This window comes from Aquirufa aurantiipilula, from assembly GCF_019923745.1.
In the GTDB taxonomy this organism is placed as follows: Bacteria; Bacteroidota; Bacteroidia; order Cytophagales; family Spirosomataceae; genus Aquirufa; species Aquirufa aurantiipilula.
Window position 1 is genome coordinate 18,716 of record NZ_JAANOG010000003.1, and the last position, 15,221, is coordinate 33,936.

At 39.6% G+C, this 15,221-nt stretch carries 16 protein-coding genes; 11 read left to right on the forward strand and 5 right to left on the reverse strand.

Annotated features, from left to right (window positions below; genetic code table 11):
- The first annotated feature begins 48 nt into the window (after positions 1-48).
- The 11 genes from accC to ftsA all read left to right on the forward strand — a co-directional run bounded on the left by accC (position 49) and on the right by ftsA (position 11,678).
- A complete protein-coding gene (gene accC, locus G9H60_RS03755; protein ID WP_223142784.1) occupies positions 49-1,392 on the forward strand; it encodes an acetyl-CoA carboxylase biotin carboxylase subunit in 1,344 nt (447 codons plus the stop codon).
- A 227-nt stretch (positions 1,393-1,619) separates the two neighbouring features.
- Positions 1,620-2,063, forward strand: coding sequence for a 50S ribosomal protein L13 (gene rplM / locus G9H60_RS03760; RefSeq protein WP_109322237.1), 444 nt, complete (start codon positions 1,620-1,622; stop codon positions 2,061-2,063).
- A gap of 39 nt (positions 2,064-2,102) precedes the next feature.
- Entirely contained in the window at positions 2,103-2,492 is a 390-nt protein-coding gene (rpsI, locus tag G9H60_RS03765; protein WP_109322236.1) for a 30S ribosomal protein S9, read from the forward strand.
- 81 nt (positions 2,493-2,573) lie between these two features.
- Positions 2,574-3,383 carry a 30S ribosomal protein S2 gene (gene rpsB, locus G9H60_RS03770; RefSeq protein ID WP_166374641.1) on the forward strand — a complete coding sequence of 270 codons (810 nt, stop codon included), beginning with the start codon at positions 2,574-2,576 and terminating at the stop codon, positions 3,381-3,383.
- Positions 3,384-3,396: 13 nt separating this feature from the next.
- Positions 3,397-4,230, forward strand: a complete 834-nt coding sequence (gene tsf, locus G9H60_RS03775; protein ID WP_223142785.1) for a translation elongation factor Ts — start codon at positions 3,397-3,399, stop codon at positions 4,228-4,230.
- A 260-nt stretch (positions 4,231-4,490) separates the two neighbouring features.
- On the forward strand, positions 4,491-5,825 hold the full coding sequence (gene murD, locus G9H60_RS03780; RefSeq protein ID WP_223142786.1) for a UDP-N-acetylmuramoyl-L-alanine--D-glutamate ligase: 1,335 nt from the start codon (positions 4,491-4,493) through the stop codon (positions 5,823-5,825).
- Complete coding sequence (locus G9H60_RS03785; RefSeq protein WP_223142787.1) at positions 5,815-6,990, forward strand: FtsW/RodA/SpoVE family cell cycle protein; 1,176 nt, start codon at positions 5,815-5,817, stop codon at positions 6,988-6,990. The genes murD and G9H60_RS03785 overlap by 11 nt, the downstream gene beginning before the upstream one ends.
- Entirely contained in the window at positions 6,990-8,102 is a 1,113-nt protein-coding gene (gene murG, locus G9H60_RS03790; protein ID WP_223142788.1) for an undecaprenyldiphospho-muramoylpentapeptide beta-N-acetylglucosaminyltransferase, read from the forward strand. The genes G9H60_RS03785 and murG overlap by 1 nt, the downstream gene beginning before the upstream one ends.
- Positions 8,092-9,468 (forward strand): UDP-N-acetylmuramate--L-alanine ligase, encoded by a 1,377-nt coding sequence (murC, locus tag G9H60_RS03795; protein WP_223142789.1) that lies wholly within the window; start codon positions 8,092-8,094, stop codon positions 9,466-9,468. Before murG ends, murC begins: the two co-directional genes overlap by 11 nt.
- A 20-nt stretch (positions 9,469-9,488) precedes the next feature.
- Positions 9,489-10,280, forward strand: coding sequence for a cell division protein FtsQ/DivIB (locus G9H60_RS03800; protein ID WP_223142790.1), 792 nt, complete (start codon positions 9,489-9,491; stop codon positions 10,278-10,280).
- A gap of 66 nt (positions 10,281-10,346) precedes the next feature.
- The gene (gene ftsA / locus G9H60_RS03805) at positions 10,347-11,678 is read left to right on the forward strand and encodes a cell division protein FtsA (RefSeq protein ID WP_223142791.1); all 1,332 of its coding nucleotides are present in this window, start codon (positions 10,347-10,349) and stop codon (positions 11,676-11,678) included.
- A 127-nt stretch (positions 11,679-11,805) separates the two neighbouring features.
- On the opposite strand, the gene lpcA is transcribed toward ftsA, so the two are convergent.
- The 5 genes from lpcA to prmC all read right to left on the reverse strand — a co-directional run bounded on the left by lpcA (position 11,806) and on the right by prmC (position 15,174).
- The gene (gene lpcA, locus G9H60_RS03810) at positions 11,806-12,390 is read right to left on the reverse strand and encodes a D-sedoheptulose 7-phosphate isomerase (protein WP_223142792.1); all 585 of its coding nucleotides are present in this window, start codon (positions 12,388-12,390) and stop codon (positions 11,806-11,808) included.
- Between the two features lie 14 nt (positions 12,391-12,404).
- Positions 12,405-13,142, reverse strand: a complete 738-nt coding sequence (locus G9H60_RS03815) for a TPM domain-containing protein (protein ID WP_262899937.1) — start codon at positions 13,140-13,142, stop codon at positions 12,405-12,407.
- Between the two features lie 25 nt (positions 13,143-13,167).
- Positions 13,168-13,593: a TPM domain-containing protein gene (locus tag G9H60_RS03820; RefSeq protein ID WP_109322225.1), complete on the reverse strand. Its 426-nt coding sequence runs from the start codon at positions 13,591-13,593 to the stop codon at positions 13,168-13,170.
- A gap of 2 nt (positions 13,594-13,595) precedes the next feature.
- Positions 13,596-14,189 carry a LemA family protein gene (locus G9H60_RS03825; protein ID WP_223142793.1) on the reverse strand — a complete coding sequence of 198 codons (594 nt, stop codon included), beginning with the start codon at positions 14,187-14,189 and terminating at the stop codon, positions 13,596-13,598.
- 130 nt (positions 14,190-14,319) lie between these two features.
- Positions 14,320-15,174: a peptide chain release factor N(5)-glutamine methyltransferase gene (gene prmC / locus G9H60_RS03830; RefSeq protein WP_223142794.1), complete on the reverse strand. Its 855-nt coding sequence runs from the start codon at positions 15,172-15,174 to the stop codon at positions 14,320-14,322.
- Between the last annotated feature and the right edge of the window lie 47 nt (positions 15,175-15,221).

The following is a 15,221-nucleotide window of genomic DNA, read 5'->3' on the forward strand; positions in this document are numbered from 1 at the left end:
TAAACGCTCCACTTTAACAAGTGAAGAGCGCGCCAAAAAAGAATTACTATGTTTAAAAAAATACTCATTGCGAATCGTGGGGAGATAGCCCTTCGTATTATTCGTACCTGCAAGGAGATGGGCATCAAAACGGTGGCTGTGTTTTCTACAGCAGATCGCGATAGTTTGCATGTTCGTTTTGCGGATGAGGCGGTTTGTATTGGCCCCCCTCCTAGTAAACAATCTTATTTAAGTATTCCTGCTATTATTTCAGCAGCTGAAGTGACTGGCGCAGACGCCATTCACCCGGGATATGGCTTTTTATCTGAAAATGCAGAATTTTCTCGCATTTGTGAAGAGCATGGAATCAAGTTCATTGGAGCATCTGCCGAAATGATCAATTCCATGGGAGATAAAGCTACAGCCAAAGATACCATGAAAAAAGCAGGAGTACCTGTGATTCCTGGTTCAGATGGTTTATTGGATACGGTGGAAGAAGCCATTGAATTGGCCAAAAAAATCAAATATCCTGTTATCATCAAAGCTACGGCTGGTGGTGGTGGACGTGGTATGCGTATCATACGTGAAGAATCTGAGTTTGCCAAACTTTGGGATGATGCCAAAATGGAAGCTGCCGCAGCATTTGGAAATGATGGTATGTACATGGAGAAATTTGTAGAAGAACCACGTCATATTGAAATTCAAGTTGTTGGAGATAAATTCGGAACGGTTTGTCACTTATCAGAACGTGATTGTTCCATTCAGCGTCGTCACCAAAAACTGTGTGAAGAAACCCCTTCACCTGCCTTAACCGAAGATTTGCGTTCTCGTATGGGAGCAGCCGCAGTAGCAGGTGCAGCAGCGATTAAATATGAAGGAGCAGGAACCATTGAGTTTTTAGTGGACAAAAATGGAGATTTCTACTTCATGGAAATGAATACTCGTATTCAAGTAGAACACCCAATTACGGAAGAGGTAACAGATTTCGATTTAATTAAGGAACAAATTAAGGTAGCAGCAGGAATAGCTATTTCTGGCCAAAACTACTTCCCTAAATTATACGCTCTAGAATGCCGTATTAACGCGGAAGATCCGGCCAATGGCTTCCGTCCATCCCCAGGTAAAATCACCAATTTACATTTACCAGGTGGACATGGCGTGCGTATTGACTCCCATGTTTACTCAGGCTATACGATTCCTCCTAATTATGACTCCATGATTGCAAAGGTTATTGTTAGCGGTCAAAGCAGAGAGGAAGTCTTGTTACGCATGAAACGCGCTTTACAAGAATTTGTCATAGAAGGAATTAAAACTACGATTCCATTCCATATCAAGTTAATGGATGATCCGGGTTTTCAATCGGGTAAATTCACCACAGCCTTTATGGACACTTTTGATTTAAGCAATTTATAAGAGCTTAAACTGATAAACAAAAAAGGAGGCAATAGCCTCCTTTTTTGTTTATGGACATATATTTTTATTTTTTGATATCTCGCTTGGATATTAGTCTTTGAATTTCTAAATTTGCACTCCCATTTTTCGATTGAATGCCCGTTTAGTTGCAAAATAGGTCATAATCAAATCCTTAAGACAAATTCCGTGGTCTTGATGGTGCGATTCAACAGTTAAACAATACTATAGTGGATACTTTAAGTTACAAAACCATCTCCGCCAATAAGGCTACAGTACAGAAAGACTGGGTGGTGGTAGATGCTGAAAATCAAGTTTTAGGACGTTTATGTTCTGAAATCGCAAAAATTATTCGTGGCAAGCACAAGCCTTCATTTACTCCACACGTAGATTGTGGTGATAATGTCATTGTGATCAATGCGGAGAAAGTTCGCTTGACAGGAAAGAAAATGACTGACAAGGTGTACATCCGTCACACAGGATATCCAGGTGGACAGCGTTTTGCTACTCCACGTGAGGTGTTAGTTAAGAACCCACGCGGTGTGATAGAATCTGCGGTGAAAGGTATGTTACCAAAAAATCGTTTAGGACGTGAATTGTTCACTAACCTATTTGTATATGCTGGTACCGAGCACCCACATGCAGCTCAACAACCAAAAGAAATAAAGTTTTAACGGACAATATGACCCAAAAATAGGTCAATCCTCAATCAAATGGCAGAATTAACAAGCAAAATCGGTAGAAGAAAGACGGCAATCGCCCGTATTTCAATGACCCCTGGTAAAGGCCAGATTAAAATCAACGGCCGTACGATGACTGATTACTTCCCATCTGAAATTCTTCAGATTGTCGTTAATCAGCCTTTCGCATTAACCAACACATTAGGTTCTTTTGACGTAACCGCCAACGTAGATGGTGGTGGAATCAAAGGACAAGCTGAAGCTTTACGCTTAGCTATTTCTCGTGCATTGCAAACGCAAGACTCGGAATTACGTTCACCTTTGAAAAAAGAAGGTTTCCTAACGCGTGATCCACGCATGGTAGAACGTAAGAAACCAGGTAGAAGAAAGGCGCGTAAGAGATTCCAATTCTCTAAGCGTTAATCCCAAATTGCGTGGAAAGGGCTTGTCTGTTGCCGATGCCTTTTCCACATTTTTATTTTTCCTCATTCTTAAACTCAAAAAATGGCACAATTAAGCTACAATGAATTATTAGATGCAGGTGTACACTTTGGACACCTTACCCGTAAGTGGGACCCTAAAATGGCTCCTTACATCTTCATGGAGAAGAACGGGATTCACATCATCGATCTTAATAAAACTCTTTCTTGTTTAGACGAAGCTACTGCAGCTATGCGTACTATCGTTCGTTCTGGTCGTAAGATCATGTTCGTTGCTACTAAAAAGCAAGCGCAAGAAGTGGTATCTGCTGAAGCAGAAAAATTAAAAATGCCTTACGTAACTGATCGTTGGTTAGGTGGTATGTTGACAAACTTCGCGACGGTACGTAAGTCCATCAAGAAGATGTCTAGCATCGACAAAATGTTAAAAGACGAAGTAATCGTTAAAACTCTTGCTAAGCGTGAGCGTTTAATGATGACTCGTGAAGAAGAGAAATTGAAGCGTGTTTTAGGTGGTATCACTGAATTAACTCGTCTTCCAGCTGCTCTTTTTGTTGTTGACGTTAAGCGTGAGCACATTGCTGTTGAAGAAGCAAAAAAATTGGGTATCCCAGTTTTCGCGATGTGTGATACCAACTCAAATCCAGATTTAGTTGATTTCCCTATCCCTGCAAACGATGATGCTTACAAGTCAATCGCGGTTATTACAGCTGCTATTGGTAAAGCTATCGAAGAAGGTTTAGCTGAAAGAAAACAAGATAAAGACGATGCTCGTTTAGCTGAAGAAGAGGAATCAAAGCGTATTGCTGATGAGGAATCACAAGAAGCAGCTAAAGTAGCCGCTAAGTACGAAAAAGAAGCAGAACAAGAATAAACATATTCATAAAATGTCAATTACAGCCGCAGACGTTAATAAATTACGCCAAATGACTGGCGCCGGAATGATGGATTGCAAAAAAGCTTTGACTGAAGCCGAAGGCGATTTCGAAGCAGCCATCGACATTCTTCGCAAAGCTGGTCAAAAGGTAGCCGCAAAACGTGCTGAAAATGCAACCAACGAGGGAGTAGTACTCGTAGCGCTTTCAGCCGATCATTCAAATGGTAAATTAATCGCTTTAGCTTGTGAAACTGAACCAGTTTCTAAAGTAGCCGATTTCAATAACTTAGCTCAAAGCATTTTAGAAGCTGCTGTGAAATCACACGCTCCTAGTGCTTCTGCTCTTTTAGCTGAGCCTCTTTCAGACGGTCGTTCAGTAGAAGGTCACATCATTGAATTAACAGGTAAAATTGGTGAGAAAATCACTTTAGCTGCCTATGAAAACATTGATGCTGAGAAAGTAGTATCTTACATTCACTCAAACAACAAAATCGGTGTTTTAGTAGCATTCGAAGGTGTTGAAGGAACTGATGTTTCTGAAGTAGGTAAAGATATCGCGATGCAAATCACTGCAATGAAGCCAGTAGCTTTAGATAAAGATGGTGTTGATGCGGAAACAATTCAACGCGAAATCGAAATCGGAAAAGATCAAGCTCGTCAAGAAGGTAAGCCTGAAGCGATGTTGGAGAAAATTGCCGTAGGTAAATTGGAGAAATTCTACAAAGAATCTACTTTATTGAACCAACAATTCGTTAAAGATTCTTCAATCAACATTCGTCAGTTGTTAGAGCAAACTCAAAAAGGTTTGACTATCTCAACTTTCAAACGTGTGGCTTTGGCTTAATTCCAAAACCATCGAAATATCAAAAGACCAGCTATTCTAGCTGGTCTTTTTTTTAGCCCTTTGCAACAAAAGAATGGATAAATAATACGATTATACTCCATTATATTTATCCTTCTAAATCCGCACATTCCATTGTAAGGGCGGATTAAAAAAAATGACAATTTTTATCCCAGAAGTCTACTCTCGCATTTTCATTAGTCCGAGACATTTTCTAACTTGTATTAGTTTATATCTTTAATTTTCCTTTCTTTTTTAAGCGAATGTCAAAAATCGTAGTCCTAGGCGGAGGTGAAAGTGGCGTAGGGGCTGCCCTGTTGGCCAAACATGAAGGCTTCGACGTATTTTTATCTGATCAAGGGCAACTAAAACCTGAATACCAGCAAAGTTTATTGGATGCACAAATTCCTTTTGAACAAGGCTCGCATTCCATGGATAAAATATTGGATGCTCAGGAGATTATCATCAGTCCTGGTATTCCTGAGAAAAGCCCAATCGTTAAAGAAATCAAGCACAAAAACATTTCTTTAGTTTCAGAAATAGAATTTGCCTCCCGATATACGCAGGCTAAAATTATTGCTATCACCGGTAGTAATGGTAAGACCACTACTACCCTGCTTACCTATCATTTGCTCAAAGATGCAGGATTAAAGGTCGGTCTCGCAGGAAACATTGGACATAGTTTTGCCAAACAAGTCATGGAAAACCAACATGATTATTATGTTTTGGAAATTTCCAGCTTTCAATTAGATCGTTGCTTTCAATTTGCACCAGATGTAGCCGTGTTGTTGAATATCACACCCGATCATTTAGACCGCTACGAATACCAATTTGAAAATTATATTCAATCGAAATTCCGCATTTTCCAAAATGCGAAACCAAATACAACCTGCATATTTTGGTCAGGTGATCCCGTATTGCAATCACATGCTAGTTCTTTGCCTCATCAAGCTCAGGTAAGAACCATTAGCTTTGATGATGATACAGCCGACATGCTGATTCAACAACATGACATCAAAGGTTCTTCCCATTTTCAATTAGCTCTGGATAATGCTCCTCTAAAGGGTCCCCACAATGCCATTAATATGTCGGCTGCAATTCTAGCTGCTGAGGCTGTGGGAATTAGTGCTGAGTCAATACACCAATCTCTATTAACTTTTGAGAATGCCCCTCACCGTCTAGAACCTTGTGGTCATTGGAAAGGGATACAGTTTATCAATGATTCCAAAGCAACCAACGTGGATGCTGTATTCTACGCCTTAAACAGCTTTAAACAGCCCATTATTTTGTTGATTGGAGGCGTTGACAAAGGAAATGAATATGAAGTCCTAGATGATTTAGTCAAAGAAAAAGTGAAGGGAATAATTTGTTTGGGTACAGATAATCAAAAATTAGTATCACATTTTGGACCTATTTGTTCCTCTTTATTTTCAACGGATAAGCTACAATCCGCCGTTCAAAAAAGTTTGGAATGGGGACAATCTGGAGATATAGTACTACTTTCTCCTGCCTGTGCAAGTTTTGATTTATTCAAAAACTATGAAGACCGGGGAAATCAATTTAAAGCAATGGTAAAAACTCTCACCGATGGAAAATAGAATTTCAGAATTCATCAAGTCCAAACTGGCAGGTGATTACCAAATATGGTTCATCGTATTTGTACTGAATGCCTTTGGTTTACTGATTCAGTTTTCTGCCAAAGGCAGGATGGTCATGATGAATCCCATGGACCCCATTTTCAGTTTCATCAAGTCCATGGTGATATTGGTTTTTTCCTTCATCTTAATGTCCTGGTTTTCCCGTCAGAACTACCTGAAATTTGCTCAATACAGCCATGTAGCTCTATTGTTCTCTTGGATACTAATTCTTGTTGCCTTTGTTTTTGGAGAAAGTAAAGGCGGGGCTAGCCGTTGGTTGGAAATCGGGCCCATCTCCTTCATGCCTTCTGACATGGCCAAATTATGTTTGATTGGAAGTCTTGCCAAAGATTTCTCCACGCGACAATCCAATCCTGAAGCCTATAATTGGCAGTTTTTCCTCTGGTTATTGATTAAAATCGGAATCACTTGCTTTCTCATCATGCTATCTAACTTTTCCACAAGCATTTTGATCTTCTTAACCAGTATCATTCTAATGATTTTTGGTCGTGTTCCTTGGAAGCAAATTGGCTATATCATTGCCTCCGTGGCTGTGCTAGCAAGCTTGGTGGTAACTTTAGAAATTGGTCAACGAGCAAAAACAGTTAAAGCTAGGATTGCCAACTTCAGTAATCGTGTAGGTAAAAAGGACAGCAAATCTGTTGATAAAAAAGACGAGGATTACCAACTATATCGTAGTTACTACGCCATTGCCACGGGTGCTTTAAGTCCCAAAGGTCCAGGTCGTAGCCAGCAACGCTACTTCCTTTCCCAAGCTGAATCGGATTTTGTTTATGCGATCATCGTTGAAGAATACGGAATTGTAGTGGCTATTTTCATCCCACTCTTTTTCCTTTGGCTCATGTATCGAGGTGCCAATGCCGTAAGGCACAGTGGCAAACCCTTTGGTGGATTACTGTCGGCAGGCCTCACCTTCTCCATTGTATTTCAAGCATTCATCAATATGCTGGTCGCCGTAGGTGCTGGTCCAGTAACAGGCCAACCCATGCCCATGGTTTCTGCTGGGGGGACATCTTTGATATTTACAGCCATTAGTATTGGACTTATCCTATCCGTAAGTCGAGATAAAGACCAAGAAACCAAAGATTTAAAAACGATTATTTAGTGAAACCAAAAAGAATCATCATTTCAGGAGGGGGTACGGGAGGACATATTTATCCAGCTATTGCCATTGCATCTGCCATACAAGAAATTGCTCCAAACAGTGAATTTCTCTTTGTAGGAGCAGAGGGGAAAATGGAAATGGAAAAAGTACCTAAAGCTGGTTTTAAGATTGTGGGTTTACCCATTGTGGGTATCAACCGTCAGCACATGATGAAAAACTTGTTATTTCCTTTCAAACTCATCAAAAGTCTATCCAAAGCCTTTGCCATTTTAAATGAATTCAAACCCGATATGGCCGTTGGAGTGGGTGGTTATGCCTCTGGACCTATGTTATTGGCGGCTTGGATAAAGGGAATTCCCTACGTTATTCAAGAGCAGAATTCATTTGCAGGCATCACCAATAAGTTTTTAGCTTCCAAAGCTCAACGTATTTTTGTGGCCTACCCCAATATGGAAATATTCTTTCCCAAAGAGAAAATCCAGTATTTAGGGAATCCTGTCCGCAAAGACCTCATCGATCAAGCGGGTAAAAAAGAGAAAGCTATTGCGCACTTTGGTTTACAAACAGACAAACCCTGCATATTGATCATCGGGGGAAGCCAAGGGGCAAGAACAATCAATTTGGCTATACAAGCTGGATTAGAGCAATTGGTCAATTCGCAAGTACAAATCATTTGGCAGACAGGTATTCCATTTGAGCAAGAAGCCAAAGTTTCTGCTCAAAATCAATCTGACTTGCATGCCTATATTTCTGCCTTTATTTACGAAATGGATTTAGCCTATGCCGCGGCTGATTTAGTCATTTCCAGAGCTGGAGCCCTATCTGTTTCCGAAATTTGTTTAGTGGGAAAAGCTAGTATTCTTGTTCCTTTACCTAGGGCCGCTGAAGACCACCAAACCCAAAATGCCATAAGTTTAGTTAGCGAAGGAGCCGCTATTTTAGTTAAAGATGTCGAAGCTAAAACAAAGCTTGTCCAAGAAGCCATTGCTTGTCTTCAAAACAAAGAACTCATTGCTCAAATAGAAAAACAAAGTAAATCCATGGCCAAACCATCGGCCGCACACGATATAGCTACCAACATTCTAGCCTTGTTGACACTGCATGAAAAGTAATATTCAACTGAAAGATTTAAAATATGTCTATTTCCTTGGAATAGGTGGAATTGGTATGTCGGCCATAGCCCGTTGGTTTTTACACAATGGGTTTCCAGTGGCAGGATATGATAAAACAGAAAGCCCACTGACAAAAACATTAAGTCAGGAAGGCATGCAAATCCATTACACTGATGATATTGCTTGTATTCCTACCGAGATTTTAGCTGATACGGCACATAGTCTTTTCATTTATACCCCTGCCATTCCTGCGGATCATGTCGAGAAAAATTACTTATTGGGATTAGGCATACCATTATATAAAAGATCAGAAATTTTAGGCTGGATTACCGAGCAAATACCCACTTTAGCGGTGGCTGGAACGCATGGTAAAACTACCACCTCTTCTCTATTGACGCATTTATTAATTCATGCCAACAAAAATGTAACTGCATTTTTGGGTGGAATTACACAAAACTATGGCACCAACTTTATCCCAAATAAGGATAAAGAAAATATCATTTGCGTGGTAGAAGCGGATGAATATGACCGTTCTTTTTTAACCTTACATCCTTATGCTGCGGTAGTAACATCAACGGATGCGGACCATTTGGATATTTATGGAGCCTCAGAACAAGTGGTTGAGTCTTTTCAATTGTTTGTAAGTCAGATTCAAGATCAAGGTTTTTTCATTCAAAAAGTAGGCTTAGATTTAGCTTCCAAACAGAGAAATGCCACATTTGGCATTGAATCTGGAGATTTCCAAGCTATTAATATTCGTATTCAAAATCATCGGATGGTCTTTGATATGATTTATCCAGCAGGAGAAATCAAGGATATACCCATGCGCATTCCTGGTTTTCATAACATTGAGAATGCCCTAGCGGCAGCGGCTTTAGCGATGCAAGTCGGTTTAACTGGAGAGGAAATCAAATCAGGAATTGCTAGCTTCAAAGGTGTTAAAAGAAGATTTGAATACCATGTGGAAACAGATGAACATGTGATGATCGATGATTATGCTCATCATCCAACAGAAATTGCTGCTTGCCTAAATTCAGTCAGGGCTTTATATCCAAACGAAAAAATTGTAGCTGTTTTCCAGCCGCACCTATTTTCTAGAACAAGGGATTTTTTAGCTGATTTTGCGCAAAGCCTTTCCTTGGCAGATGAATTATATTTGTTAGATATTTACCCAGCTAGAGAACTTCCCATCCCTGGAGTAAGCTCAGAAAAATTATTGGAATTAATCAGCCTGGAAAAGAAACAATGCATCAGCAAGGAAGGTTTGAAACATGCAATTGAACAGCAAAAACCTCGATTATTGGTGACTATGGGAGCAGGAGATATTGATCTACTTTTGACCGACTTAAGAGGCTCATTACAATAAATTAAAACAAACTACATTACATGGCTCTATTAAACACAAGTAAGTGGGCAATAATCAAACGATTAATCAGCTTAATCATCTTGTTGGGCATGGGGACTGCAGCCGTCATTTATTCGGATTTATCCTATAATGACATTCAATGTACCGGGATTGTCGTCAAATTAGATTCCGAAAATGAAAGACCTCTTCTTGGGAAAAAGGATATCAATAATGTGGTTACCGAACAAGGTACTCGGTATTATGTAGGCAAATACTTGCAAAATATCTCCTTACATCAAATGGAAGAGCGTGTTAAGCGTATTCCCTTGGTGAAATCCTGTGAAGCTCATTATGATTTCTCGGGCAAAATCATCATTTCCGTGAAAGAATATAGCCCCATTGCTCGTATTTTGAGAAATACAGTAGATCAATCAAGTTTAAGCGATCAATATGTAACTCAAGATGGCAAGTTCATTGGCACCAGTCCTCTTTTTACTCCTAGAATCTTGGTCGTTTCTGGTGCATTTTTTAAGAAGAATCGGAAAAATCTAAGTGATGTCAAAGGAAAACATTTGATAGAACTATTTGAATTCATCAATAACAATGAATTTTGGAGAGCCCAAATCTCTCAATTAGAAGTTGCAGAAGATGGTGGAGTGGTGATGATTCCTACCTTAGGGGTAACGCGGGTCGACTTTGGATTACCTATAAATATTGACACAAAATTTAAAAAGCTAGCCCTATTTTATAAGAAAATTATCCCGAATAAAGGTTGGAATACGTATCGCTGGGTACGCTTAAAATATAAGAATCAGGTTATTTGCGATTATTAGTCAAAATAGCTATTTTTAAACCTTTATGGCTTCCTTGTAAGCTTGAGTAATCTTCAATAACAAATTATGCGGAACGATTTAATCATCGGATTGGACATTGGTAGCTCCTTCGTTAGAGCAGTAGCTGGCAGACAAAATGCTTCAGGAAAATTAGAGATCATTGCCTCTGGCAAAGCCAATACTGTTGGGCATATTTTACGTGGTGAAATTGTTAACATCAATAAGACCTCTGCGGCCATTGCAGAAGCTTTAAAAAAGATTTCTGGAGCCCTTGAAGGCAAAAATACCGATTATTATTTTTCGTCTAATTTATCCGGCAGCCACATCAATGTGCAGCCTTATACCAGCATTAAGGTTCGTAAAAATCCGCGGGAAGCTGTTTCTCTTCAAGAAATTCATGCCTTGATAGAAGAGGCTAAAAAGCCTGTTTTAGAGAAGAATCCTTGCTTATTGCATACACTTCCAATTGGTTTCAAAGTAGATAATTTACCCACAACCACGGACCCTGTAGGTCAAATTGGACAAAAAATCCAAGCCGACTTCATGGTGGTCACAGCCAATCCAGATAAATATGGTTTATTAGTACAATGCTTAGTAGCGGCTGAATCGGATCACATTAAAAAAGGGAATGTCTATTTCAGTCCCATTGCTGCATCTACTGCAGTTTTAAGTCCTGAAGAAAAAGAAGAAGGAGTTGTTTTAGTTGATATTGGTAGTGGTACTACAGAAATCAGTGTGTATCAAAACAAAGTCTTAGTTCAAGCTAGTGTGTTAAACTGGGGTGGAGATCGCTTGACGGAGGATATCCGCATAGGGTTAAATGTTTCTCTAGAAAATGCAGAAGCCTTAAAAACTACTTTTGGCTCTGCCATTAGTAAATTAATTGATATCAATGAAGTTGTCATGATTCCGGGTATTGCTGGTCGTAAACCAACACCTGTTTCTGTGAAAAACTTAGCCATCATATTAGAAGAGCGTTTAAAAGAATTAGCTGCTAAAATTGTGGCAGAAATCAGTAAAATTGGCGATCCACAATCATTCAAAAGCGGGATAGTACTTTGTGGTGGTGGTGCCCAATTACCCGATATAGCTGAGTTATTCCAAAAAATAACTGACCTAGAATGCCGCGTAGGTGTTCCCATGGTCGTTCAAAATTCCCAAGCTTCAGAAGAAATTCATGATCCATCTTTCGCTACGGCTATTGGTCTAGTACAGGTGTATTATGAACAATTAGACCAAGCTATTCCTACGGAAGAACATGAACCTACTACCATTGGAGATTCTAGCGGAGATGCTGGAAGAAGTGGAGGAGGTAAAGATAAACCTGGTATTAAAAATATATTCTCTCGTGTAGTGGATGTCCTTATGGGAAGCAATGAAGCGGAAGGAGAATACTAGAAAAAGCCTTACAAAAAAACAAAAAGCCTCTGTATAACAGGGGCTTTTTTTATGGGCAAGAAGTGGATAATTTGACATAAAAAAGCCCTAGATCTTGACATCAAAGGCTTCAGATAATGCTTGATTACTATTGTCGACCGAAAATATGGTATTCTACCAATTGAATCATAATATGAATCACTTTAATGTGAATTTCCTGAATACGATCCGCAAATCCTTCATGTTCTACACGTATTTCGGCATCTCCTAAATTAGCTAATTTACCTCCGTCTTTCCCAGTCAATAGGATCACCTTCATTCCTTTTTGCTTAGCGGCTTGCACAGCCTCAATGATGCTTGCTGAATTGCCACTCGTTGAAATACCTACCAAAACATCCCCCTCTTGACCTAATCCTTCTATAAACCGAGAGAAAACGTAATTATAGCCAAAATCATTGCTCACACAAGTAATGTGAGATGGGTCTGAAATAGCCATTGCTGCTAAAGCCGGACGATTCTCCCGATAACGACCTGAAAGCTCTTCGGCAAAATGCATGGCGTCACAATGACTGCCACCGTTTCCACAAGAAATAATTTTATGGCCATTTTTTAATGCGTCAACCAAAACTTGAGCCGCATCTTCAATAGCCTGTATTTGCTTGGGATTATTTACAAATCGGTCTAGTACCGACTGTGATTCTGCTAATGAATTTTGAATTAATTGCTGTACCATGTTATTATAATCAATTAAAAATCTCCTCCTGCTCCACCGCCACCAAAATCTCCTCCACCAAATCCACCAAAATCAAATCCGCCTCCGCCACCATTTCCACCAAAGCCTCTTCCGGAATTGCCTCCTCCCATGAAGATGGGTGGAAAAAACATACCGCCGCCAGTTGAGCCAGGACCGGAACCACCACCTCTATTTTTGATGGCTCGGATAATGGTGATGATGACAAAGACTAGCAAAATGATAAATACCAAAGGTATTCCATCTTGTTTTTCTCCCCCTCCTTCCGATTGAAAAGTACCACTTGCGCGCTGCATCATTTCAGTTGTAGCTGCATCGATACCCCCGAAATAATCTCCCTGCTTTAAAGCGGGTTTTAAAATCCGATTGATGATACGTTTACAGATCGCATCTGGCAACACCGATTCTAAGCCCCTGCCCGTAACAATTCGGATTTTTCTCGTTTCAGAAGTAATGAGTAATACTAAACCATTGTTTTTACCCTTTTGACCAACTCCCCAAGATTTACCAATTTCCATCGCATAATCATAGGGATCAGTATTGCCCGTTGTAGGTACAATGACTATTTCCAATTGAGTAGAGGTGCTATCTGCATATCCTCTCAACTTCTGTTCTAAGTTTTGTTTCTCTTCCGGACTTAATTTATTGGACAAATCAACCACATAGCCATTGGGTTTTTCTGGTATACCAGATTGAGCCATAAGCACAGGGACAGACAGGCTAATTAAAGCCATGCCCAACAAGAATATGCGTATTATTTTAAGCCCCAAAGGACAACTCATCCGTGAGCTCATTGATATCGTCTTTTTGGTAAGGAAAATACATAGTCAATACTTCGCCTATTCGGCGAACACCCCATGCCAATCCTGCTCCTATTTCATTCTTTGCCAAATATGGCCTCATTTCATCTCGTATTGTCTCCCAAAATTCTGGAGAAACGTGGGCATCAATCCCCTTATCCCCAATGATGGCATATTTACGATCTTTGATGGCTAGATAAACCAATACACCATTTTGCAAATCCGTTTGGTTCATCCCTAATTGAAAAAAGAGCACCTTCGATCTTTCAATCGGGTGCCCTTCACAATGACTTTCTATATGCACACGAATTTCACCAGAAGTTCCTAATTCAGCTTCTTTGATTGCTTGTAAAATTTCAGCTTGCTGTTCCTGGCTAATGTGCATCCTTATTTCTTCTCGTCAAAATTAACTTCTGGGGCTTTTGCTGCACCAGCTTCTGCTTCAAAAAATCCTTTTTCTGCAAATCCAGAGAATGAAGCAATTAAATTATTGGGAAAAGTAACCACTTTACTATTGTAAGATTTAACCGATTCATTGAAACGATCTCTTTCTTCCTTGATACGGTTTTCTGTTCCTTCTAATTGAGCTTGCAGTTCAGAGAAATTCTCTGTTGCTTTCAACTGTGGATAATTTTCAGCCACTACCATCAAACGAGACAATGCTCCACCCAAAGAAGATTGAGCAGCTTGGTATTTCTGCATATTTTCAGGACTTAAATCCTTCGCATCCAATTTCATCTGGGTAGCACTTGCACGTGCTTGAATCACGTCTGTCAATGTTGATTTCTCAAAATTGGCAACTCCTTGTACGGTTTTAACTAAGTTAGGAATCAAATCAGCACGACGCTGATAGGCTGATTGTACATTGGCCCATGACCCTTTTACTTCTTGGTCACTAGTAGCCAATCCATTACGCACTCCGACTCCCCAAAAAATCACAAGAGCAATGACGCCCAAAGCAATCCAAAGTTTTCTGTTCATTGTTGATATTGTTTTAAATTTTTTGCTCTGCAAAGGTATACAAATTAACATCTGTCCTTTGCAAATTTCCATTAAAATGCTTTTTCAAGGATAAATGTTCCATTTACCTGACAAATGTATAAATCCTTATTTAAATGTCTTTCTGAGCCAATACAAAACGGTCTTTTCCATGAAAATCTTGCCTCAATTCTATATTTCTCCAGCGAGTAGTTAAAAAAAGAGCTTTTGTTTCCTGACCAAGTGACTGGTTAATCTCTAATAAAATCCAACCATCCTTGCGTAAATGCTTGGATGCCATATTTTCGAGTACCTGATAAAAAATCAAAGGATTGGAATCTGGGACGAATAATGCCAAACCTGGCTCAAAGTCTGTTACATGTTTTTCCATCTGAGATGCTTCTTGAAACAGCACATAAGGTGGATTAGAAACAATCATATCCCACATTTCAGTATCACTTCGAGTAGACCATTCAAATACATCTTGCCATTCAATAGAGACCTTGGCACCAAGAGATTTTGCATTCTGCATTGCCTGTTTTTGTGCATCATGCGAAATTTCCCAAGCAGAAACTTGTGTATTAGGAGCTTCCAGGGCAATGGAAATAGCTATGCAGCCCGAGCCTGTACCTACATCTAAAATGCTATAAGGGGTATTTTTATGAGGTATTTTTTCCAAAACTAAATCCACCAATTCTTCCGTTTCAGGTCTTGGAATCAACGTATGTGGATTTAATTCAAAAATACGGTCTCGAAACCAGGCTTTACCCAACACATATTGCCAGGGTTCATGTTCTGCCAATCTGGACAGCATTTGTTCCCAATCATTGGGCTTTTCAACTTCTTTATTCAAATGGCAATCCATGCGTGTAGCACCCGTACTCATTTCCACCAATAAATAGGCGATGGCTTCTACTTCTTGAGTTGGATATAAAGGCTGAATGGCTGACTTTACTTGACGTACCAAATCAGCAGCTAAAATGGGCATATACTTGAATTATACGCACAATTTACGCAATATTTTTTTTAGAAATG